At 42.9% G+C, this 26778-nt stretch carries 23 protein-coding genes; 12 read left to right on the top strand and 11 right to left on the bottom strand.

The window, feature by feature from the left end; genetic code table 11:
• Window positions 1-23: 23 nt before the first annotated feature.
• Together L6E24_RS07650 and L6E24_RS07655 are read right to left on the bottom strand one after the other, a co-directional pair.
• Complete coding sequence (locus L6E24_RS07650; RefSeq protein WP_257741399.1) at window positions 24-437, bottom strand: type II toxin-antitoxin system VapC family toxin; 414 nt, start codon at window positions 435-437, stop codon at window positions 24-26.
• A complete protein-coding gene (locus L6E24_RS07655; RefSeq protein ID WP_257741400.1) occupies window positions 401-1636 on the bottom strand; it encodes a translation initiation factor IF-2 subunit gamma in 1236 nt (411 codons plus the stop codon). Before L6E24_RS07655 ends, L6E24_RS07650 begins: the two co-directional genes overlap by 37 nt.
• 335 nt (window positions 1637-1971) lie before the next feature.
• Between L6E24_RS07655 and nikR the strand changes: the two genes are divergently transcribed.
• Complete coding sequence (nikR, locus tag L6E24_RS07660; RefSeq protein ID WP_257741401.1) at window positions 1972-2394, top strand: nickel-responsive transcriptional regulator NikR; 423 nt, start codon at window positions 1972-1974, stop codon at window positions 2392-2394.
• Window positions 2395-2451: 57 nt separating this feature from the next.
• On the opposite strand, the gene L6E24_RS07665 is transcribed toward nikR, so the two are convergent.
• Complete coding sequence (locus L6E24_RS07665; protein ID WP_257741402.1) at window positions 2452-2844, bottom strand: DUF2098 domain-containing protein; 393 nt, start codon at window positions 2842-2844, stop codon at window positions 2452-2454.
• A 1-nt stretch (window position 2845) separates the two neighbouring features.
• Here L6E24_RS07665 and L6E24_RS07670 point away from each other — a divergent pair, with 1 nt between their 5' ends.
• Window positions 2846-3970 (top strand): YcaO-related McrA-glycine thioamidation protein, encoded by a 1125-nt coding sequence (locus L6E24_RS07670; protein WP_257741403.1) that lies wholly within the window; start codon window positions 2846-2848, stop codon window positions 3968-3970.
• A gap of 164 nt (window positions 3971-4134) precedes the next feature.
• Here L6E24_RS07670 and L6E24_RS07675 read toward each other — a convergent pair whose 3' ends face one another.
• Complete coding sequence (locus L6E24_RS07675; RefSeq protein ID WP_257741404.1) at window positions 4135-6732, bottom strand: oligosaccharyl transferase, archaeosortase A system-associated; 2598 nt, start codon at window positions 6730-6732, stop codon at window positions 4135-4137.
• 112 nt (window positions 6733-6844) lie between these two features.
• Here L6E24_RS07675 and asnB point away from each other — a divergent pair, with 112 nt between their 5' ends.
• Complete coding sequence (gene asnB / locus L6E24_RS07680) at window positions 6845-8656, top strand: asparagine synthase (glutamine-hydrolyzing) (protein ID WP_257741405.1); 1812 nt, start codon at window positions 6845-6847, stop codon at window positions 8654-8656.
• A gap of 3 nt (window positions 8657-8659) precedes the next feature.
• On the opposite strand, the gene L6E24_RS07685 is transcribed toward asnB, so the two are convergent.
• Window positions 8660-9772: a glycosyltransferase gene (locus tag L6E24_RS07685; protein ID WP_257741406.1), complete on the bottom strand. Its 1113-nt coding sequence runs from the start codon at window positions 9770-9772 to the stop codon at window positions 8660-8662.
• 5 nt (window positions 9773-9777) lie between these two features.
• Window positions 9778-11067, bottom strand: a complete 1290-nt coding sequence (locus L6E24_RS07690) for a tRNA(Ile)(2)-agmatinylcytidine synthase (RefSeq protein ID WP_257741407.1) — start codon at window positions 11065-11067, stop codon at window positions 9778-9780.
• A gap of 55 nt (window positions 11068-11122) precedes the next feature.
• Between L6E24_RS07690 and L6E24_RS07695 the strand changes: the two genes are divergently transcribed.
• The 3 genes from L6E24_RS07695 to L6E24_RS07705 all read left to right on the top strand — a co-directional run bounded on the left by L6E24_RS07695 (window position 11123) and on the right by L6E24_RS07705 (window position 16182).
• A complete protein-coding gene (locus L6E24_RS07695; protein ID WP_257741408.1) occupies window positions 11123-12040 on the top strand; it encodes a transcriptional regulator in 918 nt (305 codons plus the stop codon).
• 55 nt (window positions 12041-12095) lie between these two features.
• Window positions 12096-13757, top strand: a complete 1662-nt coding sequence (thsA, locus tag L6E24_RS07700; protein WP_257741409.1) for a thermosome subunit alpha — start codon at window positions 12096-12098, stop codon at window positions 13755-13757.
• 538 nt (window positions 13758-14295) lie between these two features.
• Window positions 14296-16182 carry a HAMP domain-containing sensor histidine kinase gene (locus L6E24_RS07705; RefSeq protein ID WP_257741410.1) on the top strand — a complete coding sequence of 629 codons (1887 nt, stop codon included), beginning with the start codon at window positions 14296-14298 and terminating at the stop codon, window positions 16180-16182.
• 146 nt (window positions 16183-16328) lie between these two features.
• On the opposite strand, the gene L6E24_RS07710 is transcribed toward L6E24_RS07705, so the two are convergent.
• Window positions 16329-17210: a methanogenesis marker 12 protein gene (locus L6E24_RS07710; RefSeq protein WP_257741411.1), complete on the bottom strand. Its 882-nt coding sequence runs from the start codon at window positions 17208-17210 to the stop codon at window positions 16329-16331.
• Between the two features lie 116 nt (window positions 17211-17326).
• On the opposite strand from L6E24_RS07710, the gene L6E24_RS07715 reads away from it, so the two are divergent.
• Window positions 17327-18481: a CPBP family intramembrane glutamic endopeptidase gene (locus L6E24_RS07715; RefSeq protein WP_257741412.1), complete on the top strand. Its 1155-nt coding sequence runs from the start codon at window positions 17327-17329 to the stop codon at window positions 18479-18481.
• 570 nt (window positions 18482-19051) lie between these two features.
• Here the strand turns inward: L6E24_RS07715 and L6E24_RS07720 are convergent.
• The 3 genes from L6E24_RS07720 to L6E24_RS07730 are packed head-to-tail and all read right to left on the bottom strand — an operon-like array spanning window position 19052 to window position 21812.
• Window positions 19052-19909: a DUF368 domain-containing protein gene (locus tag L6E24_RS07720; protein ID WP_257741413.1), complete on the bottom strand. Its 858-nt coding sequence runs from the start codon at window positions 19907-19909 to the stop codon at window positions 19052-19054.
• 23 nt (window positions 19910-19932) lie between these two features.
• Window positions 19933-20562 (bottom strand): uracil phosphoribosyltransferase, encoded by a 630-nt coding sequence (upp, locus tag L6E24_RS07725; RefSeq protein ID WP_257741414.1) that lies wholly within the window; start codon window positions 20560-20562, stop codon window positions 19933-19935.
• Between the two features lie 2 nt (window positions 20563-20564).
• Complete coding sequence (locus L6E24_RS07730) at window positions 20565-21812, bottom strand: uracil-xanthine permease family protein (RefSeq protein WP_257741415.1); 1248 nt, start codon at window positions 21810-21812, stop codon at window positions 20565-20567.
• A gap of 371 nt (window positions 21813-22183) precedes the next feature.
• On the opposite strand from L6E24_RS07730, the gene L6E24_RS07735 reads away from it, so the two are divergent.
• The 3 genes from L6E24_RS07735 to L6E24_RS07745 all read left to right on the top strand — a co-directional run bounded on the left by L6E24_RS07735 (window position 22184) and on the right by L6E24_RS07745 (window position 25333).
• On the top strand, window positions 22184-23140 hold the full coding sequence (locus L6E24_RS07735; protein ID WP_257741416.1) for a nucleoside recognition protein: 957 nt from the start codon (window positions 22184-22186) through the stop codon (window positions 23138-23140).
• 72 nt (window positions 23141-23212) lie between these two features.
• Window positions 23213-24160 carry an NAD-dependent epimerase/dehydratase family protein gene (locus tag L6E24_RS07740; RefSeq protein WP_257741417.1) on the top strand — a complete coding sequence of 316 codons (948 nt, stop codon included), beginning with the start codon at window positions 23213-23215 and terminating at the stop codon, window positions 24158-24160.
• A 9-nt stretch (window positions 24161-24169) separates the two neighbouring features.
• Window positions 24170-25333 carry a cofactor-independent phosphoglycerate mutase gene (locus L6E24_RS07745; protein WP_257741418.1) on the top strand — a complete coding sequence of 388 codons (1164 nt, stop codon included), beginning with the start codon at window positions 24170-24172 and terminating at the stop codon, window positions 25331-25333.
• Between the two features lie 330 nt (window positions 25334-25663).
• Here the strand turns inward: L6E24_RS07745 and L6E24_RS07750 are convergent, their stop codons facing one another.
• Window positions 25664-25819, bottom strand: coding sequence for a hypothetical protein (locus tag L6E24_RS07750; RefSeq protein ID WP_257741419.1), 156 nt, complete (start codon window positions 25817-25819; stop codon window positions 25664-25666).
• A 117-nt stretch (window positions 25820-25936) separates the two neighbouring features.
• On the opposite strand from L6E24_RS07750, the gene L6E24_RS07755 reads away from it, so the two are divergent.
• Window positions 25937-26119 carry a hypothetical protein gene (locus L6E24_RS07755; RefSeq protein ID WP_257741420.1) on the top strand — a complete coding sequence of 61 codons (183 nt, stop codon included), beginning with the start codon at window positions 25937-25939 and terminating at the stop codon, window positions 26117-26119.
• Complete coding sequence (locus L6E24_RS07760) at window positions 26109-26735, top strand: hypothetical protein (protein WP_257741421.1); 627 nt, start codon at window positions 26109-26111, stop codon at window positions 26733-26735. Before L6E24_RS07755 ends, L6E24_RS07760 begins: the two co-directional genes overlap by 11 nt.
• Window positions 26736-26778 lie beyond the last annotated feature (43 nt).

A 26778-nucleotide genomic window follows, 5' to 3' on the forward strand; every position in this document is an offset into this window, starting at 1 on the left:
AAATTAAATCTCCGGTGATTATTTCAGGCCTTAATGATCTCAAATGTCTTCTGTTTCCTTAAGGTTATTACATCAATATTCTTATCTAAGAGGCGCTTTTTCAGTCCCCGGTCATTTGTTGCGACAATCCCTCCGCAGTCTTCAGCAAAAGAGATTATTCTGTCATCAACAGTTAAGCCGGAATAAGGCCCGCCTGCGACTCTGCATCTCCGTGAAAGCATTATACCGACACGTGCCGCAGATGAATCACGCCCCTTTCCGGTGGATATTCCCTTCAGTTCAGAGAGAACATCTTCAAGAGTTAAAGGTTCATATGAACCCAAAATCCCTTCTATCCCAGAGAATATATCCACGCCGAACTGCCCCGGAATCATCAGGGCATTGGCATCAAAGATTACCTTTATTCTACCAGTGTTCCCATTCCGATCAGGCGCCACCTGCCACCGACCTGCCTGCTAATTGCAATTCTTGAGCCAACAGCGACACAGACCGGCCTTTTGAGCACAACTTCCACTACATCCTTTTTGGTATTGGTAACAACACCAACAGTGACAGCTGTTCCGACAGAGAGCATAAGCGGCTCCTTGTGTTTCAGCGGATCAATAGTGAACTCGTCATCTGCACCGACAACACGCTCCATAAGAACAACCTTAAACGAGAGTTTGTTCCATACCGGAGGAAGCCTGCCGACATGACCTGCAACCTGTCCGGAGAGTGCATCACTCTTGGTGATTGCCGGATCAAGCTTTGTACCTATACCAAGAAGTCCTCCGGGTGTTGCCTCAGTAACCTTCCTTGAACCGGAATTCATAGTAGTTACTTTGGTCTGAATTGATTCCCATCTGACCTGGTTTTCTGCCTCGACCTTCCTTCCGGGACGTATCTCAATATCATCACCTTCATTGAAGACACCCTGGGTAAGAGAACCTCCAATAACGCCTCCTTTAACATCCCGCCAGCTGCATCCCGGCTTGTTGATATCAAAAGAACGGGCAACAAGCATCAGAGGGTCATCTTTGGGATCCCTTTCAGGCACTGGAATATGCTTATTGATCGCCTCAATAAGGGCACCCATATTAATACCCTTCTGCGCTGAAACAGGAATTACCGGAGCATCCTCAGCGACAGTGCCCTTTACAAATTTTTTAATCTGCTGGTAGTGAGCAAGTGCTGCTTCCTGGGAAACAACATCTATCTTATTCTGAACAATTACAATATTTTTTATTCCGACAAGTTCAAGAGCCATAAGATGCTCTTTTGTCTGAGGCTGGGGGCACTTCTCATTGGCTGCAATTACAAGCATTGCACCGTCCATGAGTGCGGACCCTGACAGCATCGTTGCCATAAGAGTCTCGTGGCCGGGTGCATCCACAAATGAAATTGTTCTGAAAGGTTCGGTTTTACCGTTGCATACCTGACACTCCTTATCTGTCGAATATGATTCAGAACCTTCACATTCAGGGCATTTATAAAATGTTGCATCGGCATAGCCAAGCCTGATTGATATTCCGCGTTTTATCTCTTCACTGTGACGGTCTGTCCACTGGCCGGTCAGATGTGACACCAGGGTTGTCTTTCCATGGTCAACATGACCAACAAGACCGATATTTACACTTGGGATTAATGGATCGCTCACTACTACTCAAACCTCCTTATAAATATATGACAATATTACTTATACCTGATCTGTGGTAAATGAAAGCTCATAAAAGTACTGATGAACACACAAATCCGGCAAAAAAAGAGAGAAATCGTTAATTTAACAGCACATATGATTATTTTGGAGAAATAGCCGGTACTTTTTGCTCTTCACTCCGGTTTATTGACATGAGAGAAAAAACCAGACTTTTTTTTATCACCGGCATTCATAACAGCATAAAAGTTAAGAAATATTCTCAATAATTCACTCAAATAGTAAAACTTCCGAAAGAAATTATTTATAATAATTACAATAGTTAAACGGAGAGTAAAATGTCACAGGAATCAGACCTTTCAAGAATAGGAATATCGCTCCCAAAAAACCTTCTGGATAAATTTGATGAAATTCTGGAATACAGAGGATATTCATCCCGTTCAGAGGGGATACGCGATGCAATAAGAAATTACATCACATATTACAGATGGATGTCTGATGTTACAGGAGAGAGACAGGGAGTAATTACAATGGTTTATGACCATGAACACCGGGGTCTCCTTCAGACACTGACTGAAATACAGCATGAACATACTGATATAATCCAGTCATCCCTGCACAGCCATGTCTCACATGACAAATGCCTGGAGATCATTCTTGTCCGCGGCGATGCGGGTGACATCAAGAAAATTGCTGAAAGCCTGATGGCGCAGAAGGGTGTTGAATCGGTGAAACTGACAACAATAGCGATTGAAGATTAAATAATCAGTTAACAGAGTAATTGCGGCTGAAAAACACAAAAATATTTTTTTAAGATATTATCCCGCACCAACACCATCCACATGATCAAACGCATCTTTGATCTCGTCTGAATCAAGGCGCTTTTCATATTTCAGCCTTTCAATGCCGGAATTTTCGCCACGCTCAGCTTTCTTCTCATACTTATCCGTGATTATCAGGGTATCTGTCCGGTAATACAGGCCGGTCTCCTCAATCCTTGCAAATTCCTCTCCGTCAAAGAATTCAACTGAGTCAACTCTGCCTGATGTGCCGGTCTTTGGATACCTGACAAATGAACCTACAGCAAATGATCCCATACCTGTAATGAACTTTGTGTCGGCTATAATATATGGTTGTTTTTCCAATTTTTCAGTAATGTACAGTGCCGAACCAATAGCTATCGGAAATGTTAAAAAAACAGACCAAAGCATAATGCACAGGTCAGAAGATACTGAAAAGACCTTAAATCTGCTAAAACAGATTCTTTCTGATATCGGAGTCACAGAAGTCAGGGATTTGACAGCCTGTGACAGAGTGAAAATCCCGGTTTACTCCGCCATAACTCCGGATAACAGGCCCGGCGCACCAAGGGAGCATACAGGTAAAGGAGTTACTCCGGCAGATGCCGAAACTGCGGCAATAATGAATGCTGTGGAGAGTTACTGCGCAGAATACAGAGGGGAGAGGCTTATCACCGGAAGTTACGAAAATTTCGGGCCGGCAAGGGCCGTTGATCCAAGGGAGCTGATTCTGCCGCAGGAGCCTGAGAACAACCAGCTGCTGTACTGGAGTCCGGTATGGGACATCTTAAACGAGGAGGAGGTTCTGATTCCGGCAAATGCCATATATCACCCGTATGATCCTCCCGGAATGGCTAACCAGCTCTTCAAAAGCAGCACAACCGGCCTTGCAGCCGGAAATAATATGGAGGAAGCAATACTCCATGCCATGTATCAGATCATAGAAAAGGATGCCATAAGCATTGCCGAGAGCAAAAGGATGCTTGGCAGAAGACTTGTGATCGATACAGAAGGCACTGCAAAAGATCTCCTGAATAAATTTAAGGAAAACGGGATAGAGATTCACCTGTGGCTCTTAGACGGAAAAACATCCGTGCCTGTGGTCGCCGCAGCAGCGGACGATACAGAGACAAAAGATCCTGCAATGCTTGTGACAGGAACCGGTGCGCACCTCAGTCCTGAGATTGCGGTTATAAGGGCGCTCACCGGCATTGCAAAAAGCCGCGCTTCACTGATAGCAGATAAGAATGAGAATGCCGCCAAAAATCTTATGATTCAGAAGGCCGGATATGAGAGGCTTAAAAGGATAAACAAAATGTGGTTTAAGGAGAATGAGGATACAATAAAAATCTCTGACATTCCCGACAGCAGCACAGACTCCATTGATGGTGATATTAAGAGGGTGACAGAAGAGGTTGAGAGGCATGCTGACCGGATATGTGCCTGCGATCTCACTAAGACCAGCATTCCGGTGGTAAAACTAGTAATACCCGGATTTGAAGTCACCCACATGGACCCGACAAGAATTAAAAAATAACTACTATTTTTCCGGATGCACAATGTCCGGGCTGTCTCACTGATATTCAGGCACTCATAACCGGGGCTCAACAGCAGCCATCATCATAGAACAGACAATTAACATCCAGTCTCATTTCAGGAACAATTGTCTCAAAAAAGTTTTTAAAAAGGGAATATCAGATTTCAGTTGATATAAAGGCCGTTCATCACAGCATCCTCTGAAACCTTAAATGTCTCTCCGGTATCTATGACTGTATAATCCGAGAGAACCCTGGTTCCGTAATTATCGCCACCGGTAGAATAAGGAACAGTGAATTCACCGTTTACGCTCTCCTGCATATATGTGAACTTTCTGCCCTGATCTGACTCAAGGTTTACTGCAATTATTCCGTCACCACGGATTATTGCACCGGGCACATACTCAAATGTCTTGACATATTTCAGATCGGCTCCACCCTGTCCGCTGAGAACATTTGTCGGCGACTCATGCACAAGCCTGTAATGCTGAAGTGCCGGCACCTTTGTTGAAGGCTGAATAACATTAGGACTTAGGAGGGCAGCGCCTGCTTTCGCATTATTCCCGTTAAATGCTGCAACCGCAGATTCAGCGGCATCATAAGGCATATACTCAGCCTTTGATATTATCGGCAGTGGTGCGCCGTACATGTCTCCGCTGACATATTCGACATACAGCACCTCAGACGGAATAACAAGTGAACCGTCAAAGTTGTGCAGCTTTGAGATCATTGTCTCAAAATATTCGTCCCTGTACAGTGTGGCCGGGGTGAGTGAGCCGTCCTCCTGGTGCTGGTACAGGTTCATCACATATGGAGACTGCTGAAGCTCCGGATTGAACCATGTTGCCATTGCCCAGAATTTGGCTGTATCCATCTCGACATCGGTTATGACAAACCTTGTGTCAAGGTTGTCAAGCACAAGGTTTGAACCAGCCTCATCTGTCTGAACAAAGAATGCGGCGGAACCGTTTGGACCTGCAACCCCCTCCTGGAAGGGGTTTGCATTAGGCATCCTCTTGGCATTGAAGGTTATCCAGTGGCCGTAGTCCCACCATGACATAACGCCGTAGGCTTCCTCAGGATATTCAAAGGAGTCTTTTTCATATAGTTTGTAGTAATCAACTCCGGTTTCAGGAGTATTTGCACCCATCCACTCAAGGGATTCCATCCAGTCGCCGTTAATCCCGCCTACATTATTTGATACAGCAAGATCGACATTTACTGAGAAATAACTGAAGAGGAGCAGAAAAATTACACCAACAACTGCAATTCCGGCAGGGAATGCTTTTGGCTTTGCTGCATGTGCTTTTTTAACCGGTTTTTTCTTCTTCGCCGATGAACCCTCAGATTTCTTCTTTTTTCCCGTCTTTTCTTCTTCAGGCATCTCCTCTAAAATTTTATCCTGAGGCTTTATTCCGGCAAATCCAAGTATATCTTTCAGACCATAATCAAGTGTCCATGATATGAAGTATGCAGACATAAGAGCGATATTTGCACCGAGATAATACTCATACCTCAGCTGCACAGTTGTAGCATAGAGAATTACCAGCGACCAGACAATGGTGAAGATGAGCTCCGGTTTATGCTCACGGATAAACTGATAGACCATCACAAAGAATGCAAGGACCATCATTATCAGGCCGAAGTTAAACGCATTCCAGGCATTCTCAAAACTCCAGTGGTTTGCCTCCTGGATTGTTGATAGTGTTGTCTTATAGCCGAAAAAGCTCCAGAGGCCGTTAACAATTATAGTGTACAGATCAGGCAGAACAACCATAAGCCCAAGCAGACCTGCTATTGCAAGGCCGAATATTGCTCCGACATAGTAATATGAAGGTTTCTCTGAGAGATAGGTTGAAAGAGCATAAAGAACCACAGTTCCGGCAATAAGGGCAAGATATGCAAATATATGGCCGACAGAGTACCTTGCCATATCAAAGCCGTCAAATCTGATGCCGATGAGTGCAGCATAAAGAACTATCGCTGTCAGAAATGCAACCACATTGAAGAGAAGAAGAAAGTCTGATGTTTTATTCTTGATATGGTCATAAATGAACTGAATTCCGGTATAAATAGCCATAATAAATGCAAATAGAAGCATTGTCGGCATTACAGCAAGGCCCAGGAAATAGGCAAATCCTGCCCCGGCAGAGATCAGAGCCGGAATTTTGAGTGACTCGGTATTTTTGAGGTCCACCGGGTGATCCCTTACATATGAGAGGTAGAAGAGAATCACCAGACAGAAGAGCGTACTGAAGAATACCTCTGCCACATGGTGATCCACAAACCCAAAGAGGGACCTGTAAAAGAACTGACCTGATACTATTGCAGTAAGGAAAGCAGCAATAAGTCCGGTTTTATAACCGGAAAGACGCTCACCGGCAAAGTACATCACAGGCACCATAGCCGCACCCATAAGTGCAGGCAGCCAGGACGAGACATACATGATGTCAGTACGGGTTGCCGCACCTGTCACAATGCACATCACAGCCGCAATCAAAGGATACAGCGGCCCCCAGAAGTTGTTAGTCCCGTACGGATAATTCGTCATCGGGTCATACCACGGGTACTGAAGCGAATCTGAGATCAGAAGCTCAATCTGCCTCAGGTTATACCACGGATCATTGCCAAGCAGATTCACTCCGTCCACAGCAACTAAATTTCCGGCAGGAATGAGCCGGATCATTAAGGAGAGAAGTGTAAATACGGCAACAAGTCCCGCAATAATTAATATTCTCTTATTTTTAAACTGGTTAAAATCCATAAAATCTCCTTTGTCTTACATTTAACTTATGATATTAAAATTATTATTGAATTAAAAAGAACTTCGCCATAGGAAGAATAATTATTGGAATAAATATACAATATCTAATACAATGTGTGGAATCGCGGGACACTTCAAAATAACAGGAGAAAATATCAATAAGGATTATTTAATGCAGATGTCGGAAATTCTGTCACACAGGGGACCCGATGATTCAGGCTTCTTTATTGAAAATGAAATAGGTCTTGCACACCGTCGCCTCTCAATAATTGACCTCTCAGAAGAGGGCAGGCAGCCAATGACAAATGAGGACGAAAGTATCTGGCTGACATTCAACGGAGAGATATATAATTTCCATGAAATACGGGAAGAACTTATTAGTAAAGGACATAAATTTAGATCCAAAACAGACAGTGAAGTTATTATTCACAGTTATGAAGAATGGGGATCTGACTGTCTATTAAAATTTAATGGAATGTGGGCTTTTGCAATCTGGGATAAAAATAAAAAAGAGCTATTCTGCGCACGCGACAGGTTTGGAATAAAACCACTCTATTATACAATACAAAACAACAATTTCATATTCGCTTCTGAGATAAAAGCGCTCTGTTGCTACCCAGATGTCGGTAAAAAGCCAAACGACAGACAGGTGATAACCTTCCTTAAATGGGGTCTCTCAGATCATACAAACGAAACAATGTTTGAAGGTATTCTTCAGTTGCCGGCAGGGCATTTTATGAAAATATCAATAAATAACCAGCCAGAAATAATAAAATACTACTCTCCCGGCAAAAGTGATGAGATAATATCCGATAGTAATACCGATGAAAGAGATGCAAACGAATTATTGAATCTTCTTAAAGATTCAACAAAACTCCACCTAAGAAGTGATGTTCCGACAGGAACATGCCTGAGTGGAGGCCTGGATTCATCAACAATTACAGTACTTATTAGTAAAATATTGAAGGAAAATAGTCCGGATGCCCCAAAACAGAAAACATTTTCAGCCATTTTTGATGAGAAAAAGTTTGATGAAAGTGACTATATCAAAATTATTGTTGAATCCACAGATGTGAATGCCCATTACATCAAGCCAAATCCAAAAGAACTATGGAATGACCTTGATCACCTAATCTATTCAAATGATGAACCATTTATGCAGCTTACACTTTACTCACAATACTGCATAATGAGGTATTTATCAAAGGATGTAAAAGTTGTTCTTGACGGACAGGGTGCAGATGAAATATTTGCAGGCTACATTGCTTATTTATACAGCCATATCTCCAGCCTGATTCATAAAAGGCATTATCTTAAAGCCAGCAAAGAACTGACCGGAACGCTGAAGAACCATTCAGGATTTGTGAAGTATGCAATCAAACAGTTTTTTATTCGTAAAGGCAGAAGAGACCTGATAAATGGATATGAAGAACCACTGGAAAGGTATCAGGGAAATCTGAATGAAGCGCTGATAACAGATCTGACAAGCGCCAACCTCCCATATCTACTTCACTGGGAAGACAGAATGTCAATGGCTTTCTCAGTTGAAGCCAGAGTGCCCTTTTTAGATTATCGGATAGTCGAATACGCCAATAACCTACCCGGTGATAAAAAAATCAGAAAGGGAATTACAAAATATATCCTCAGAAAATCAATAAAAGGAATTATCCCTGAAGAAATCAGGTGCAGAATGGATAAAAAAGGATTTTCTACGCCTGAAGAAATATGGATGAAGGAGGAGTTAAAAGATAATATAATTGAAGTTATGAAATCCAGTTCGTTTAAAACAAGGAAATACTGGAACTCAGTATTAGTTTACTCAGATTATTGTAGCTTTATCAATGACAAAAAAGAATACTCCTCAGAAATATGGAGGATAGTATGTACAGAATTGTGGCTCAGAAAATTTTTTCCTGAGTCTTAACCCCTAAACAGAGGTACTATCCCAGATAGTCATATTTTTCCTGATTTTTAATAGCCCGACCAATAGATAGAATTGATTTAGTATAAATGATGATATAAAAGACGATTTTTTTAAACTGATAAAGAGGATGAATAAAACAATAATTACTGTCCCGACAAAAACACTATAAACCAATACTGAGATTATAAACAATATCAATCCAGAGAGAAAAAATGCCGGAGAGATAACATACATCATAATTCTGAAAGGGTAAAATCTTATCGAGAAAATTCTCTTCTCTGTAAGTAAGTCCATATTAAACAATGTTGCTTCAATAAGCCTCTTTGCCCTCCGGACTTTCTGTTTGTACTGTTTATTAATTTCAGGTGGAATTTTTTCATATATTACTGACTCAATCACATAGACAGCCCTGTAGCCACTCCTTATCGCTTCAAAAGCTGTATTTGCATCATCTGCGCCCCTGTTTTCCTTTATTGAAGATATAATATTCTTTTTAAAGGCAACCAGAGCACCATTGAAATTATATGTTGAATCATTTGCAGACTCCCAGTCACACATCCGTCCATAAAAATTCCTGTATATACCTTCCATTCCTCCTAATTTTTGGTTTTTAGATTCTTCAAAAGGCCTGACATCAGCACATACAGCCGCAACAGAATCATCAGAAACCAAACGTGAAATCAGAATAACCAGTGTATCTGCTTCAAAAAATTTATTCGCATCAGTTGTGACAATGATGTTATTTTTGGCCCTGCTCAAAGCAAAATTATATGACTTGTTTGTGCCCTTCCTTTCATAATTTGAAAATATTCTGTAGTTTATTCCAGAATCCCTCAACTTAGATTCTGCAAGATATTTGGTGTTATCATCAGAATGATCATCGATAAAAATAAGTTCAAATTTATCTTTAGGATAGCCAGTTTCAGCCAGATTATCAATTCTTTCAGAAATAATTTTCTCTTCATTATATGCAGAAATAATTATGCTTATATTGGGAAATTCCTTCAATAAATAAACAGAACAAGTTTTTTTCCCAAATTTAATTCCAAATAAATAATATATATATGGCAATGCCGAAACTGAGATTAACAGAACAGAAACTACAAAAATAAACATTTTACTCACCTATAAATCTGATTCGACTTAAACACCTGAAATTTCCCCCGGATGAGCGGCTTTGACAGGTGCCTTCTCGCAACTGGCGGAACCTCATACCAACCAGGGCTTAAGTTCCTTTCAGTAACGGTAATTTCCGGAACCATACTCTTTTCAGAGCATTTCCGGCATTTATAACCCTTGCCGGAACCCGCGCTGGTCATCCTCTTCCCGCATACGCAGACCGGAGGTTTCTCCTCTGTCAGGAGAGCAGTTTCAGTCACTTCAATCTTTTCAAGGTTTATACTGCCGCCCTTAAAACTGCCGCATACCCTGACAAGATCTCCGGGTATCAGTGCCCTGATAATATTCCTGAAATTTTTGGTCGGTTCATACGCCATGCATCTGACAGGAGATCCATCCATTCCTTCCAGCATGAAAGATACATGGCCGCCAGGCCCGGATTCAGGGGAGGAGAAGACCTTTCCGGAAATTCTGTAGGATTTTCCATCCTCAATATCTCCGGCATCTGCATCAGTCAGATGGGCATCAGTCCCCTGATTGGTCCTGAAGAGAGAGCTTCTCTCCGGCATCTGGGATATAATATATGAATCTGCCTTCTGTAGCCATTCCGGGGATTCGCCCCTTATGCCATAAATAACAGGATCAGGAGTGTGGGGCACACAGACAACTGCGTTATTGACAGTATCAACTGAGTCCCAGGTATGCGGATATGTCTTCTCCTCCGCCTCAAAGAGGCTCTCCCTATCCACATACCGCATGCCCTTATCCTCCGGATCTCTGTACACAAGAAGCTCATAGGTGCAGTCGTCAGCGCATTTATCCGAACAGTCACCCAACTCTGCAGCAACCGAAGCAGAAGCACCAATAAGGCCCCGTTTATTCTTCCAGCCCCTGTATCTCACCTTATCAGCCGGAATTTTATCCAGCATCCCGACAGTACCGTCAATTGTGCAGAAGTCCCTGAGTGCCCGGAGATAAAACCCGGCACCGGGCCTTGCATCCTCCGCCACTGCAACAACTCCCGGATTTGTGTTCCCGCAGCCAAAGTCAGCATATTTTTCGACCATAATGCAGGCTGTATCAAAGGCACAGTCCAGATCACCCTCACATATCAGGCATACAGCGGCATTGCCCCTGGTCTTAAATTTAACATTGGGATTAAGCCTGACAAGAAGCAGTTCCTTAACCGTTATACCCTCACTTCTGAGCTTATCCGAGAGGACTGAGGCGAGATAAGTCGTGCACATCCCTTCCGGAGAATCAGTGTCATCAAGTCCGAGTCTGAAAATCATGGCAAATACAGTATTAATATATATCCTCCGGGTACTAATCAACCTATATAGTGCAATGACGCATGAAAGACTGCTTCAGACCGTAATCAGTGTCCTTCTGATGGCGGGATACAATGTATCAGAGAGGTGCGGCATACGTCCGAGAAGCTTTGATCTCATCGCGAGAAAGAGTGAGAATATTCTCGTAATAAAAGTTGTGCCGCATATAGACAGCGTAGGCGAGGATAGTGCAAGCGATCTTCATATTATTGCAACACACCTCAGAGGAAAACCAATAATTGTCGGGGAAAAGGCAAGGGATTCTGACCTTGAGAGGGGAGCTGTCTATCTCAGATACGGCATCATTGCCACAAATGCAACAACCCTCTATGACTTTTTTGTTGATGAGGTGCCGCCTCTTGTATATGCCCAGCCCGGCGGCCTTTATGTAAATATTAACGGAAACAGGCTCAGAAATCTGCGTGAAGACCAGAACCTGTCACTGGGAGATCTTGCTGCCATCCTGGGAGTATCAAGACGTACTATATCCAAATATGAAGGCGGAATGAGCACAACTCTTGACATTGCCATCAAACTGGAGGAGATGTTTGACAGTGCAATTGTTGAGGCAATAGACCTGCTCTCACATAAAACTCCGGAAACAAAACATAAGGAGATGCCCTCCAGCGAGAAAATTCCGGCAGACTTCGAGAGGCTCGGACTTGAAACACATATCATGCAGAGAGCACCATTTGAAGCGCTTGTGGTATTTGAGAAGGAGACCATCCTCACCGGATACGGAACCACACAGAAGACAATCAGGCGCGCTGCACTCATAGGCAATATATCCGATATAACAGATTCAAAGGCAGTATGTGTCCTTACCGATTACAAAAAGAAGAAAAAGATAGGTAAAACACTGATTATTGGAGAATCCGAACTCTCTGACTTAAGTTCCGGAACAGACCTTATTGATATGATCAACCACACGTAAGGTATATATAGAACCACTAACCACATTTTTAGGGACTAATATAGGAGATTATACTATGGTAGCAAATCTTGGTGGCCAGCCAATCTTTATTCTTAAAGAAGGAAGCACCCGCACACGCGGTCGCGACGCACAGAGCGGAAACATTGCAGCAGCAAAAGCAGTTGCAGGTGCAGTAAGAACAACACTCGGACCAAAAGGCATGGACAAGATGCTCGTTGACACAATCGGTGATGTTGTCATCACAAACGATGGTGTTACAATCCTCAAAGAGATGGACATCGAGCACCCTGCTGCCAAAATGATGGTTGAAGTTGCAAAGACACAGGACGATGAAGTCGGAGACGGTACAACAACAGCAGTTGTCGTTGCAGGCGAACTCTTAAAGCGTGCAGAAGATCTCCTTGAGCAGGATGTTCACCCGACAGTAATTGCACACGGGTACCGCCTTGCAGCAGACAAATCACAGGCACTCTTAAAAGAGATGGCAATTGAGATCAAACCTGACGACATTGAGATGCTCAAAAAGATTGCCGACACAGCAATGACCGGCAAAGGTGCAGAAGCTGCAAAGGACAAACTCAACGATCTCGTTGTAAAAGCAATCACAATGATCGCTGACGAAGACGGCACAGTTGACACAGACTTTGTAAAGGTCGAGAAGAAGGTCGGCGGCACAATCGAAGACTCAGAGATCATCGAGGGTGTTGTAATCGACAAAGAGCGTGTACACCCTGCAATGCCAAAGAAGGTAGAAGCAGCAAAGATTCTTCTCCTCAACGCTGCGGTAGAGTACAAAAAGACCGAAGTGGATGCAGAGATCTCAATCACATCACCGGACCAGCTTCAGATGTTCCTTGATGAAGAAGAGAAGATGATCAAAGGAATCGTTGAGAAGATCATCGCATCCGGCGCAAATGTTCTCGTATGCCAGAAGGGAATTGATGACATTGCTCAGCACTACCTTGCAAAGGCAGGAATCCTTGCAGTACGCCGTGTAAAGAAGTCAGATTTAACAAAACTCGCACGTGCAACAGGCGCTTCAGTCATCTCATCCATTGATGCAATCGATGCAGGTGAACTTGGGAAGGCAGGACTTGTAGAAGAGAAGAAGGTCGGCGGCGAAGAGATGATCTTTGTCACAGACTGTGACAATCCAAAGTCATGCACACTTATCGTCCGTGGCGGTACAGAGCATGTAGTAGATGAACTTGACCGTGCACTTGAAGACGCACTCCGTGTAGTATCAGTTGCAGTTGAGGACGGAAAGTTTGTCGCAGGCGGCGGTGCACCTGAAGTTGAACTTTCACTCAGACTCCGTGAATATGCAGCATCACAGGAAGGACGCTCACAGCTTGCAATCGAGGCATTTGCAACAGCTCTTGAGATCATCCCACGCACACTTGCAGAAAATGCAGGTCTTGACCCAATTGACATGCTTGTTGAACTCCGCTCAGAACATGAAGCAGGAAATAAGACAACAGGTCTTAATGTATTCGATGCAAAGCCGGAAGATATGCTTAAAGCAGGCGTTATCGAGCCACTGCGTGTAAAGACGCAGGCAATTGCATCAGCAGCAGAAGCAGCAGTTATGATCCTCCGCATTGATGATGTCATTGCATCATCAGGCTCAGGCGGACCAAGCCCAGAAGAGATGGCTGCCATGGGCGGCGGTATGGGCGGTATGGGTGGAATGGGCGGCATGCCTCCCATGATGTAATAACATCCACCAAAAAACCAACCATATAAATTTTAACAAATATTCTTTTTTTCTGACAATAACAGAACCGGACTTACCCCGCAGTCCCTGCCTGACATCAAAACCCGGATTGATTTATTCATCAGGATTATTCCGGAACAGATCAGTTTTCCAGGATTTCCTCTCAAAAGAGAGGTATCCAGACTGGAACACAATAGCAGTTCAGCATAAAATGAAATCCAATTTGAGCTTTATTTTGCGATGATACTAAATGCCATAACTTCCCAGATACTTTTCCGGCACAGCCTGCATCTGTCCAATCCAAAAGGATGGGCGGGAAATAGATAATCAGACAGGTACAGCAGCTTTTAAAAAAGAAAGCCAACCATCTAATCCGGAAGGATAACAGAGATCCATAATCTGAATGCAGAACAGATATTGTAATGCAGTTAATTCACAGACAGACAGACATTTATTGAATTGAGAAAAATTATAATGCAATAAAATATTTACAAAATGTTTTATTTCCGGCAGAAAGGGAATTTCAGAGAGGAGTTATATGGACATAAAGAAGATGATCAGCAGGGACAGCCATTCATACTCAACGTATATCCTCCTGCTCTGCATTGCAATTATAGTCCCCTTTGTCATATGCCTCTCAATAGTACATTACACTCAGCTTTCGGACGATCTTACTTACAACAGCATTCAGCTTCAGGAAAATACCGAAATCAGCATGATAGAACTGACAAATGTCATAAATTCAGGTCTTGAAATCTATGACAGCAGCCTTGATGACAGACTGAAATCTGCCTTTGAAATATATCTTGCAGAATACAATTCATCCGGCGGAGAACTATCCGACAATGATCTTTTAGCCATAAAAAACCGGCTTGGTGACGGATATAATCTGTACATATTCAATGAGAGCAATATCATCACCAAAACAACATTTAAACCGGATTTAGGACTGGATTTAGGCAAATTTGAGTATTTCTCAGATTATCTTGACAATATCAGAAATGGTGATTCATACCACGGAGACAGGGTTGTAACAAGCATTCTGGACAGTTCAATCACAAAAAAATACGGCTATATCCCATCACCGGATCATAATGAAATTCTTGAGATCTCATATGACCTTAAACAAAATGATGCCAGAAAAAATTTGAAATACAGTGATACAGCAAATAGAATTCAGAACCTCAGTCCAAATCTCATTGAAATAAGATTCTTTGACATATTCTCCGATCCAATAGGGGATTCAGAATATAAATTTCCCGGCGAAGAAGAGATTATAAACCGGATCATCAGGTCCGGAAGTGATTATACCTACGTTGATTCCAAAAACCTGACAACAGTAAACTACAGGTATATTGACCTTTACAATCCGGATTATGGATCAGATCTCTCACTTGTAGCAGCCTTTGAATATAACGACTCAATACTGAATGAACAGCTGAACAGCCTGCTGATCTCACAGATTGCTGCACTTCTGCTCATGCTTTTCCTGATAATCCTCTCAATATATCTGGCAGCAGTGATTGTCACACGGCCGGTCAGGGAGATTGTGAAGGATGTTGACGTAATTGCCTCAGGTGATCTTGGACATCAGATCACTGCCAATAACGGAAGCCGGGAATTCGGGCAGCTTGAGAAGAGTATCAGAAATATGGTTGAAACTCTCAATGAGATGATCTTCCGGCTGAAAAGTTCAGAGGAGATTATAAAAGAGCAGAATGAAAATCTTGAAAATCTTGTTGGAAAGAGAACAGCTGAACTGAAAGAGGCCAATGAAGAGGCTAACTTCTATCTTGATCTGATGACGCATGACATAAACAATGCAAATATGGCAGCTCTCGGCTACGCTGAAATGCTTGATGACGGGACAGGAGGCTGCGTACCGGAATTTTCCGGAAAGGTAATAAATGCCGTAAACCAGAGCATCCGGATTATAAACAATGTCTCAATGCTAAGAAAGATCAGGGATTATAATAAGGTATTAAAGCCAGTCAGCCTGTCAAAAACCATTGATGAAGCCCTTGACCATATATCCGGTATCAGTCCGGAATATGAAAAGACAGATATCAAAGTCCTTGCAGATGAACTGTTAACCGAAGTATTTGTAAATCTCATAGAAAACTCAAAGAAATATGCAGGAGAAGAGTGCAGAATAAAAATCACTGCTGAACCAAAAGGCGGAGAAGTGATTATCTGCATTGAAGACAACGGACCCGGAATGCCCGATCACCTAAAAGCCAGATGTTTTGAGAGAACTGTCAGGGGTGAAAAGACAGCACGCCTGAAATCCGGAAAAGGCCTTGGTCTGCATATTGTCAGAACCCTCATTGAAGAAAGATATGGCGGAGAGATTTATGCTGCCGACAGAGTTTCCGGCAGTGAAAAAGATGGCTTAAAGATCTGCTTCACCCTTAAAAAAGCATAAATTATTCTGCCTGATAAAAACTCTCCCTCAGACATTCCTGAATACCTCTCCTGCGGGCACTAAGAGCTTAGATATCAACTAATGCCACTCCACGCAGGGATACTTCACACCTGACTGAATTAAAATCAGAAAAATAAAATATATATTCAGCGCTTCAGTTCAGATACTTTAAGTCCAAGAATCTCTTTTTTACCGGAGAATACATCAGATGCAATCATTGAAAGTCCGTCTGATGCCGCCCATTCGTCATATACAAAGACCTCCTCATCCAGCAGGGAAGATATAATATCAGAGACCTCTTCTGCCATTGATCCGGCAAGGGCAACAGGTGCATCACGGTTTAACAGTTTAAGCGAGGCACACTCCATTGCTGCAAACATTGCAATGGTATCTCTTCTGTATTCAGGAGGGACATTCTCATCAGTTCCGGCATGCAGAAATGCCTCGTTTGCTGTCCATTCACCGCTGTCAGTCTTTCTTATGCCATCAACATCAATAGCCCCGTGCTTAGTTCCGGGGGCGAAGATACAGGCATCAAATGCACCGGTGATATGACCGCCGGTCACAAGAAGACTCACTGTATTTGAGCTGATATCCGAAACTATGAAATTATCACCGAGATCCCGGTGAACCAGATAGGCAATGCCAATTTTCTCAGGACTTGTCTGGTGGGAATATACCTTAAATCTTGGATCTGTCGGTGAGTTCCTGTGTATGCCGGGAATTACAACCGCAGGAATGCCGCTTCTTTCAATCTCATCATACACTTTTGTCCCGCCGCCGATATGCTCGCCTGCGCCTTCCTTTGTGACAATACCCCTGTTTTTAACTTTATCAATGGGGGTGATCTCAGTTATCGCATCTCCCATCGAGTAGCAGACCGCAATGCCCTCTATACAGTCCAGTGGACAGAGGCGGTTTAAATCTTCATAACTGAAATTAACTGCATCCTTCCTGGAAATTTTAAATTTATCCTCACCTGAGGAGAACCTGATCGCAGATGTACCGTGATCAATACCAATATACATTAAACAACTCCGTCTGATTAATTTGCCCTTAATTATTAAAATAAGAATGACATTGGTTTATCCAAAAAAGATTAAAGAAAGAAATAAGAGATTAATGTAACATTCCGGATGACCAAATGAACAATAATGAATATTTCAACAAAAAAGGAGTAATTGCGCTTGTACTTTTTTTCGCAGTATTCTCCCTCTTCGCAGTGATACAATGGCCCGGAGGTGAGGCAAACGCCTTTGCAACCGCATCACTTGAGGTATCACCCTTTGTCCTTGCAGCAGTACTTGCATATCTCGCAGATTCCGGCAAAATTCCAAAACTTCTGGCGGCACTGTATATCATCTCCTTAATTGCAGGTATAGCCCTCATATCCGTATTTGTAGGTATAATGGGAATAATGCCTGCAAATCTTCTGACAACCGGAAATATCAATACAATAACGGACTCAATGGACACTGAAAAGATCATACAGTCACTTGAGATAATTCTCCTCTCATTTCTTGGTTTTATTATATCCTGCCTCTGCTATCTGAGACCGTTACGCAGGTACCTCTCCCACTACATTCCAATTGACCCTGAATCATTCCTTCATGCATCAGGACTTGTTATTGTCCTGTCAGTGGTACTGATTCTCATAATCCCGGTTACAGTCACAGGTGAACCACCCTTTCTGTCAGATGTAATTTTAAGCTCAGTAGTATCAGATCCGGAATTTATTTCCGGTACAGTAGGAGCTGATATCTACGGCCTCATATGGATGACAATAGGATCATTTACCGCTGCCGGACTCTTCTTAAAAAGAGATCTCAGGGGCATGCTGCGGAGAATCGGGCTTGAAAGGCCAACGGTCAGGCAGGTGCTGACGGCACTGGTAATCGGAGCAGTATTTGTTCTCCTCTTCACTGCCCTTGATGAAATAGTGACGGCAATATGGAATTTCTTAGGATGGAATATTACAGACACCGACAAATTTGAATTCCTGCTCTCACCATACCTCACAATTCCGGGCATAATTGCAGCATCTCTGTCAGCAGGCTTTGGCGAAGAGATTGCAGTCAGGGGAGTTCTTCAGCCAAGATACGGAATAATACTCTCGGCCATGTTCTTTGCCGCCCTACATGCCTTTCAGTACAACTGGGATGGCATAATTACGGTTTTCATCGCCGGAATTCTATTCGGGCTCTTAAGAACGCGCTACAATACAACATTCTGTGCAGTGACCCACAGTACATATGACTTTATCCTGTTCTTACTATTAATGCTTGGAGTACCATTATAGTAAATAGATTTAATTAATTCATTTACCACAAATCATACAAAATTGAGTAAAGTTCATAACACATGACTATGATATTACTATTGTAGAACTGCCCGCCGGACAATTACCTGACCCGTCCGGCCGGCAGTCTGCAATACCAAAAGCACCAGAAAGTGAACCTGATTAAGGTATATGACATAGTATCCATTAAAATCAGGGAGAAACAGACTCCAGTAACCATAAGTCTGTGTCAGGAGATAAACTAAAGTATTCCGAATCATAATCCGGAATTCACGACCATTCCGGAAAGAAAAATAAACCAGAACATCTGTCCATAACATAAACCAGAATATAAGCACGAGACCGGAAAAAATCCTGTAAACTAAAATTTATCCGGTAAAACGGCTTTTATCAGGGAAACTTCGCCAGTTTAAACGGGCAGAATTCCTACCTGAAAGATTAAAAATCCTTATTTTCTGCATCTTTGACTGATTTATCAGAAAGATCTGGTAGTCAGTAAAAAAATGTTCATTCTCCTCCGGACTCACTCATTAACATTAAAAAACCAGAAAATATTCAGTTTTGTGAACTTTAAGCACCATATCGCCTTCTGATAAATTCTATCAGAGCAATGACAAAAATTCCGAGAATAAGGAAGAGATAAATGCCTCCGTCAAAACCACCATCCTCAATGACTTTGCCATACAGCATCCTGGAAGAACCAAGCATAAATCCGGTGAGAACTGCCAGCATGAGGGCATGGTAATGACTTATCAGATATTTAAGAGCCTTTGTAAAGAGAAGAATACCAATTACCGCACCACCCATAAATGCCGCAATATCAATCACAGAGAGTGTCTTTATCGCATGGAGCATGTACTCATACTGGCTCATTATCATTGTAATGTACGCACCGGAAATTCCGGGAAGCACCATTGCACATATAGCAAAAGCCCCTGTAATGAAGAGGACGGGCAGGCTGTGACCAGGATCAACGGCACTAAGACCGGATACAGCAAGGCCGATTAAAATTCCGGCTATAAGCCCTGAGACTGTCTTTACTGAGACAGGGCCTGAACCCGAGAAAATCACAACCGCAGACGCAGCTATCAGACCTAAAAAGAAAGAATATGTCTCTGCCGAATAATTATTCAGAAGAACCAGGATGACACGTGACATCAGGATAAAGGACGTACCTATTCCTGCGGCAAGAACAATCAGGAATAAGAGGTCAATTCTCTTCAGCTCTTCTGAGAATCCGTCCCAGTCCCTCTTCAGGAAAGTTAACAGAAGTTCAGGTTCGATATTGCCGACAGCCCGAATCAGCCTCTCATAAATCCCGGTTATAAGAGCCATTGTGCCGCCGGATACACCCGGAATTATATCACAGACACCCATAAGTATGCCTTTGATGTACACCGGAAGAAAGCTTGATAATTTATCATTCATAATAATCAGAAGTTAAAAAAATATTATTTTGTACCAAAGAGGCGGTCACCCGCATCTCCAAGACCCGGCACGATATACCCGTTCTCATCCAGTTTAGTGTCAATAACTGCCGGAATTATGACTACATCAGGATGGTCCTTCTCCATCCTCTCAATGCCTTCAGGCGCTGCAATAACACAGAGCACTTTGATCTTCTGACAGCCTGCCTCTTTTAAGAGTGTACAGACAGCCGAGGTTGTTCCTCCGGTTGCGAGCATTGGATCAAGAATATATACAGTTCTCTCACTGATCTCATCTGCGAGCTTTGCATAATATTTCATCGGCTGAAGGGTTTCATGGTCCCTGTAATAGCCGATATAGCTGATTCTGGCAGTAGGGAAAAGATTCATAAATCCCTCCTGCATCCCGATTCCTGCTCTGAAGACAGGAATGATGGAAGGATCTTTCTCCAGATACTTCTCAACCTCAACAGGTTTACCCTCCCATCCGGTTATGAAATCCTTTGAGAGTTCAAGATCTTTTGTAGCTTCATAGGTAAGAAGCATGGTGAGTTCAGTGACGATATCCCTGAAATCCTTTGAGTTTGTCTTCATATCCCTCAGAAGGCTGACCTTATGTGTCACAAGAGGGTGCGAAAAAGAGTGAACAGACATTGTTAATTATTCGCCTCCTCACTACTTTTAACATCCTCCGGAAGTACAAGATTCAGAATTACACCGATTATTGCCGCAAGGCCAATGCCTGCAAGCTTAAATTCACCGATTGGAATAAAGAGTCCTCCGATTCCTGTGACAAGAATTAACGAAATAATTACAATATTCTTCTGCTTTGAGAGGTCCACCCTGTTTTTAATTAGCTGATCAATTCCAAGGCTTGCAATAAGGCCAAAGAGGAGTATCATAACACCACCCATAACCGGGCCGGGAATGCTCTGCAAAAATGCCCCGATCTTTCCGATAAATGAAAATATTATTGCAATGATGGCAGCTGCTGTCATGATCCAGGGATTAAATACCTTTGTCAGTGCCACTGCACCGGTAACCTCAGAATATGTAGTATTTGGAGGACCGCCCACAAATGACGCGAAGAATGTAGCTACACCATCACCAAGCATTGTTCTGTTCACACCCGGATCTTTGAGGTAGTTCTTACCTGTGACTGATCCAATCGCCAGAATATCACCAAAATGCTCAATTGCAGGTGCAATCGCAACCGGGACTATGAATAGTATGGCTGCAAGGTTCCACTCAGGAAAAACGAAATTGGGCAGTCCAATCCATACCGCGCTTCCGAGTGATGAAAAGTCAACAAGACCAAACCAGAGGGAAGCCAGATATCCAGTCGTAATGCCAAAGAGAATGGGCACAAGCCTCAGCCACCCTTTTGTAAACATAAATATTGCCAGAGTTGTGATGAGGGATATCCCTGCCACAATGAGGGCGGTCTCAACAGGTATTACCTGTAAATCTCCGGATTTTCCAAGTGCCATCCCGACTGCAACAGGTGCAAGAGAGAGACCAATCACAGAAATGACAGGGCCGACCACAATCGGAGGGAATACCCGGTTTATTACCTCTACACCGAAGATCGTGATGATGACACTTAACAGGACATAGAAGAGACCCGCAGCGGCAAGGCCGCACATGGTTGACGGAATACCCCATGTTGCCACACCGTATGTTATCGCCGGAATAAAGGCAAAGGAGGATGCCAGAAAGATTGGGACCTTCATCTTTGTAATCAGCTGAAATATCAGCGTGCCTGCCCCGGCGGTGAAGAGTGCCACATTGGGGTCAAGGCCGGTAAGAAGGGGAACAAGGACAAGTGCACCGAATGCAACAAAAAGAATCTGAAGTCCCTGAAAGCCTCTCTTAACTATATTTACGGGATTTATTTCTGTCATATGAGAATACACCTCAGAAATTAAGGGCGGTTTATTGCTAAAACCATATAGAAGCCATTCTGCATCTTAAATGAGCCAGCAGAATGGAGATTATAATAATTTTGAGGAAACTTTCAGATATAATGATCTTTTTAGCCCCCGGAATGAGTGCCGGACTCAATAATATACCCGATCAATCAGACAATATTTAAAACCATTGTAATTAAGTAAAATTAATTTGAACTAATAATTGAATATAGTAATATTTTTAATAACTTATTTCATAACAAACAGAGGGAGTTCAGACAGGTACGGATTAAAAATTAAATAAATTACTCCTTAAATAAAAATGCCTCTAAAAAAGAAGAAAATAATCTCCGGGAGATTATGAATTGATAGCACTGGATTTTCTTAAGGAGACACTGATACAGTTCCTAAACCTTTCTCTCCAGACGATTCCTTTTATGATTCCGGGAGTAATATTTGCAGAGTTTCTGATTGCAAAGAAGATTACCGGAAAGATTGCAAAATGGACAAAACCTCTGACCGGATTTGCAAATCTGAATGATATATGCGGAACCTCATTTCTCCTGGCTTTTATATCCCCGAAAGCTGCAAACACCATGCTTGTAAATTATAAAGATAAGGAGCTGATCTCAGAAAAAGAGATGATTGTAGCTTCTGTCATGAACTCCTTTCCAACCGTAGTTATGCACTGGCGTTATCTTCTCCCTGTTTATATCCCACTTCTTGGATTTACAGGGATTCTCTATTTCCTGATACTTATGGCTGTCGGGTTTGGAAAGACCGGAGTGGTCATGCTGTATGGAAGATTTAAATTCAGGGAGAGGGAGTATATCCCTGAAGAGGAGAGAGGAAGTGTAGAGTTCATAACCTCGAAAGCTGCGTTAAAAACAGCTATTGAAAGTTCAAAAAAGCCTCTCATAAAAATTCTCTCAATCACCATCCCGACACTGCTTATTGTATCAGTTCTTATAAATCTGGGAATATTTGATCAGCTTGGAAACGGAATGAAAAACCTGAGTTTCCTCTTCCCAATACCAACAGCCGCACTTGCGATTATTGCAGCGCAGTTTGGATCGTTTATCGCAGGCGCAGGTGTTGCTTCTGCTCTCTTAAACGGAGGTGAGTTAACTCCGGCAGAGATTATAACCACGCTGCTCATAGGAAATATACTAACGAGTGTTACAAGAAGCATAAAATGGTATGGCTCATCATACGCAGCAATCTTTGGCCCTAAAACCGGGGCTTCTGTTATGATAATCTCAACGGCTCTGAGAAACGGGATGATGCTCATTGCTGTAATCATACTTCTGACACTTTTCTAAGCTCAGCAACAGGTCACTCATCTCCGGCATAAGCAGAAATAAAAAATTACAGGCAGCACATATATTCCAGTAATGTATTCAGTAATCACAGGCGGAGCCGGGTTCATAGGATCACACCTTGTGGATGCCCTTGTAAAAAGAGGAGATAAAATCCTCATAATTGACAATTTAAGCTCAGGAAACCTGGATAATATAACAGAACACATAGAGAGCGGAAAAATTGAGTTCCTGAAGGCCGATCTTCTCTCAGACGGCTGGCAGGATTCATTTGCCGGCGCTGACAGGATATATCATATTGCCGCTGATCCGGATGTAAGGGCAAGCGCAGTCACTCCGGCACCCATCTTTGATAACAACGTGGCCGCAACCGAGAATGTCCTTGAGGCCATGAGAATTCATAATGTCCCTGAGATAGTATTCACCTCAACGTCAACAGTGTATGGTGAGGCGACTGTAATACCCACACCTGAGGATTATTCGCCTATGATACCCATATCAATCTACGGTGCCACCAAGATGGCCTGTGAGGCCATGATAGCCTCCTATGCCCACTCCTTTAACATGAAGGCATGGGTATTCCGGTTTGCAAACATAATCGGTGAGAGGAACAACCACGGAGTCATATGGGATTTCATACACAAATTAAAGGAGAACCCAAAAGAACTTGAAATTCTGGGTGACGGAAAGCAGGTAAAATCATACCTCTCAGTAACAGGATGTGTAAATGCAGTGCTTTTTGCGGTTGAGAACTCAGATGAGACCTTCAACTTCTACAACATAGGCTCAGAGGACTGGATTAGTGTCACTGAAATAGGAGAGATAATCACCGAAGAGATGAATCTCAAAGGCGTGCCGTTCTGCTATACCGGCGGAGACCGTGGATGGGTCGGCGATGTCCCGAAGATGCAGCTCTCAGTTGAGAAGATGAAAAGTATAGGCTGGATTCCGGAAGAGACCTCAAAAGGGGCTGTCAGGGCGGCATGCAAATCCTCGATCAGGGAGATCTGCGGGGAGAACTGAGATATAATTATGAAATATATTCTGATACTCGGGGACGGAATGGCAGATGAACCCCTTGAAGAACTTGGAGGAAAGACCCCTCTTGAATCTGCAAAAACCCCGAATATGGACCGAATTGCAGAGACAGGCAGATGCGGCATGCTCAAAACCGTACCTGAGGGCTATGAACCCGGAAGTGACATAGCAAACCTCTCCGTTCTCGGATATAATCCCGGTGAGTGCTATACCGGGAGAGGCCCCCTTGAGGCGATAAGCATGGGAGTAGAACTTGGAGAGGATGACATCGCCTACAGGTGCAATCTGGTAACCCTCAGAGACGGGATTATGGAGGACTTCTCAGCCGGACATATATCCGGAGAAGAAGGAAAAGAACTTATCGAATCCTTAAACAAAAAAATCCGGAGAGCAAAGGGATATCCGGGAGTGAGCTACAGAAACCTGCTTGTGGTTCCGGGCGGAGAAGGGTGCAGCACAACCCCCCCGCATGATATAGTGGACCGGGAGATCGCGCCGTACCTTCCGGAAGGCAGGGACAGTGAAGTACTTCTGAATTGTATGGAGGAGAGCCGGGAGATCTTTAAGGAACACCCGGTAAATACCAGGCGGCTTAGTGCCGGAAAGAGGGCTGCAACCTCCATATGGCCGTGGAGCGGCGGGAAAAAACCTGCAATGGAGAACTTTGAGGATAAGTTCGGATTTAAAGGTGCAATGATCTCAGCAGTTGATCTCCTGAAGGGTATAGCCCTCTGCGCAGGCATGGATACTATTGAAGTTCCGGGCGCGACAGGATATCTCGATACTGACTATATGGCAAAGGCAGAATATGCAGTCTCCGCGCTCAAAAAATATGATTTCATATACCTTCATATCGAGGCACCCGATGAGGCCGGACATCTTGGCAGCACTGAAGAGAAGATAAAAGCAATTGAGAGTGTTGATGAAGTCACAGGATATATCCTTGATAATACAGAGGATGCTATTATTGCAGTGCTTCCTGACCATCCGACACCGATCAGGTTAAAGACGCACACCTCAGATCCCGTACCATTCGCAGTCCTCGGCAGGGGGCATGACAATGCGGAATGCTACAGTGAAAAGGAAATTGCAGATAAAGGCGGATTCGGCCTGAGGAATTCTGAAGACCTGATGAAGATAATTTTCGGGAAGATCTGAGAAGAGGATCAGGATGAAGCTGCGGCATTTCCGGGAGAGAACAGTATTGTCTGTGAAACCCAAGTTTGACACTTGACCTATAAAGGCATTTTAAATCCCAAAATATCCAAAAAAGCCGGAATTGAATTTGACAGTTGACCAAATTTAAGGGTAAAATGGGAGTTTTATTTTTAGAATGTTCATGTCACATTAAATCTAAGCTCAAATTAAGGAGATTTTGATAGATTATTCTGCAAAAGTATGTAACTGTCAAATTCTTTTTTGCCACAAATAGGTGGAAATACATGAACTGTCAAACTTAGGGTGAAAATCTCCTGTTAATTGCTCACATTATGAAAAATAATCAAAAAATGTTCTCTGAACAGTAATGCCGGCATCAGATCCCTGCTTCTTCATACGAAGATAAACTCCGTCAGTGGGGGTAACTTTCATCATCTGCCGACCTTCAGAGAGATCAGTAATTATTATTTCGTCTAAGTAATACAAATAGTACACTATTCAGCCCAAAAATACCATAAAAAAGATCTCCCAAAAGTTACTCACGTGCCGGCAGGTTCTGCCTGCACACATTATAGATGAAACGGTGAAACGGTGCACTGTTTCATGATAGTCATACATGAGCCTGCAGGTTCACAGACAGCAGATGAAAAATTGAAGTTTTTCACAGGAGATATAGTAACAGAGGCTGAAAGATTAAAAAAACAGGTATGTCAGTACCTGAAAACAAAGAGAAATGCAGGCGGAATAAACACAAAAAAACTTCCGGATATGAAATATGCCAGATAAAAAGAGCCTCAAAATCGGAGTTACTGTAAACCTTGAGAATTATGAAAATCTCAGGGTAGAGGTAGAAGGAGAGATCTCAGAGGGATGCGGCCCGGATGAACTTATAAATTATCTTGACATAGTTCTCGAAAAATTCGGCAATAATGATCCGGATACTAAAAAAAGGGTGGACAGTTACAGAAGAAGAGTAATCCGGCAAAAACCAGAGCAGTCCCTGACATCTACCGGAAAAACAGAAGGGAATAAACAGTCTCTGTCACCCGAAGAACCGGACAATACAAAAAAAGAGAATGCAGGCCCGGCATCAAATCCGGATATAACAGCCACATATAATCCCGGCGGGGAAGAGAAAGATAAAAAAACGCATGAAATAAGATCAGGTACAGATTTAAAAGAAGAGATTACAGAAAAATCCGGAAAAACTGAGAACGACCCGGATAAAGTATCAGACATTCAGGAAGAAATTCTTCGGTATAAAGAGAATAATAAAATTGTAAATAAGACCACACTCTGTGAAATTTGCGGCTCTGCCGTTACACCGAAGGCAGAGCATGCCTCAAAGGTTATTGCCGGAAGGGTACTCTGCCGGAAATGCCTCGACAGGATGAAAAGATGAAGGATAGAGATAATATACGAAGCAGAATTTCCGGAGATGAGAG

It is taken from the genome of Methanoplanus endosymbiosus (assembly GCF_024662215.1).
Taxonomy (GTDB): domain Archaea; phylum Halobacteriota; class Methanomicrobia; order Methanomicrobiales; family Methanomicrobiaceae; genus Methanoplanus; species Methanoplanus endosymbiosus.

Bases quoted from the DNA above. Each gene is read 5' to 3' on its own strand.
- L6E24_RS07710 (WP_257741411.1), bottom strand. From the start codon at position 17,210: ATGTATATTGGTATTGATCACGGTACATCTGCGATCAGGTTCTCCTCA.
- L6E24_RS07720 (WP_257741413.1), bottom strand. From the start codon at position 19,909: ATGAATGATAAATTATCAAGCTTTCTTCCGGTGTACATCAAAGGCATA.
- upp (WP_257741414.1), bottom strand. From the start codon at position 20,562: ATGTCTGTTCACTCTTTTTCGCACCCTCTTGTGACACATAAGGTCAGC.
- L6E24_RS07690 (WP_257741407.1), bottom strand. From the start codon at position 11,067: ATGATTTTCAGACTCGGACTTGATGACACTGATTCTCCGGAAGGGATG.
- L6E24_RS07715 (WP_257741412.1), top strand. From the start codon at position 17,327: ATGAACAATAATGAATATTTCAACAAAAAAGGAGTAATTGCGCTTGTA.
- L6E24_RS07760 (WP_257741421.1), top strand. From the start codon at position 26,109: ATGCCAGATAAAAAGAGCCTCAAAATCGGAGTTACTGTAAACCTTGAG.
- L6E24_RS07705 (WP_257741410.1), top strand. From the start codon at position 14,296: ATGGACATAAAGAAGATGATCAGCAGGGACAGCCATTCATACTCAACG.
- L6E24_RS07695 (WP_257741408.1), top strand. From the start codon at position 11,123: ATGACGCATGAAAGACTGCTTCAGACCGTAATCAGTGTCCTTCTGATG.
- L6E24_RS07740 (WP_257741417.1), top strand. From the start codon at position 23,213: ATGTATTCAGTAATCACAGGCGGAGCCGGGTTCATAGGATCACACCTT.
- L6E24_RS07665 (WP_257741402.1), bottom strand. From the start codon at position 2,844: ATGCTTTGGTCTGTTTTTTTAACATTTCCGATAGCTATTGGTTCGGCA.
- thsA (WP_257741409.1), top strand. From the start codon at position 12,096: ATGGTAGCAAATCTTGGTGGCCAGCCAATCTTTATTCTTAAAGAAGGA.
- nikR (WP_257741401.1), top strand. From the start codon at position 1,972: ATGTCACAGGAATCAGACCTTTCAAGAATAGGAATATCGCTCCCAAAA.
- L6E24_RS07675 (WP_257741404.1), bottom strand. From the start codon at position 6,732: ATGGATTTTAACCAGTTTAAAAATAAGAGAATATTAATTATTGCGGGA.
- L6E24_RS07755 (WP_257741420.1), top strand. From the start codon at position 25,937: ATGATAGTCATACATGAGCCTGCAGGTTCACAGACAGCAGATGAAAAA.
- asnB (WP_257741405.1), top strand. From the start codon at position 6,845: ATGTGTGGAATCGCGGGACACTTCAAAATAACAGGAGAAAATATCAAT.
- L6E24_RS07670 (WP_257741403.1), top strand. From the start codon at position 2,846: ATGCACAGGTCAGAAGATACTGAAAAGACCTTAAATCTGCTAAAACAG.
- L6E24_RS07730 (WP_257741415.1), bottom strand. From the start codon at position 21,812: ATGACAGAAATAAATCCCGTAAATATAGTTAAGAGAGGCTTTCAGGGA.
- L6E24_RS07685 (WP_257741406.1), bottom strand. From the start codon at position 9,772: ATGTTTATTTTTGTAGTTTCTGTTCTGTTAATCTCAGTTTCGGCATTG.
- L6E24_RS07745 (WP_257741418.1), top strand. From the start codon at position 24,170: ATGAAATATATTCTGATACTCGGGGACGGAATGGCAGATGAACCCCTT.